This window comes from Pseudomonas sp. 05N434 (assembly GCF_056396965.1).
Genome location: NZ_JBFTMK010001101.1, coordinates 1 through 491 on the forward strand (window position 1 = coordinate 1; position 491 = coordinate 491).

General features: G+C 64.3%; 1 protein-coding gene. It reads right to left on the minus strand.

Translation table 11 applies throughout. The features are described from left to right. The coding region (locus AC1DLB_RS31930; protein ID WP_477786524.1) for a VCBS domain-containing protein at positions 1 to 491 on the minus strand (491 nt) is incomplete at both ends.

Below are 491 nucleotides of genomic sequence, written 5' to 3' on the forward strand. Positions count from 1 at the left end.
ACGCCACCGAGGCCATCACTGACCTGCACACTGAACACTGGCCATCACTGACCTGCACACTGAACACTTCGTTGTGACTCTCGCCGGCCTGCAGCGACTGCACGGCACTGGCGACGCCATCGGTGCCGTTGGCCAAGGTGTAGGTCCACTGACCGSTGCCGTCCACGGCGATCGAGCCATAAGTGCCGGTAGGCGWTCCGGCAATGCTCCARGTGGCGGTGGCGCTGTGATCGATGTCGCTTGAACTGAACTGGCCACTGACGCTGAGGGTGCTGTCCTCCTGCACGGCGCCGACATCGTTGCCCGACGCGAAGCTGAGCACCGKCGCATCGTTGCTGCCGGTGACGGTGACAGTCACYTGCTGGGTGKCGACGCCRCCSAGGCCATCRCTGACCTGCACACTGAACACTTCGTTGTGACTCTCGCCGGCCTGCAGCGACTGCACGGCACTGGCGACGCCATCGGTGCCGTTGGCCAAGGTGTAGGTCCAC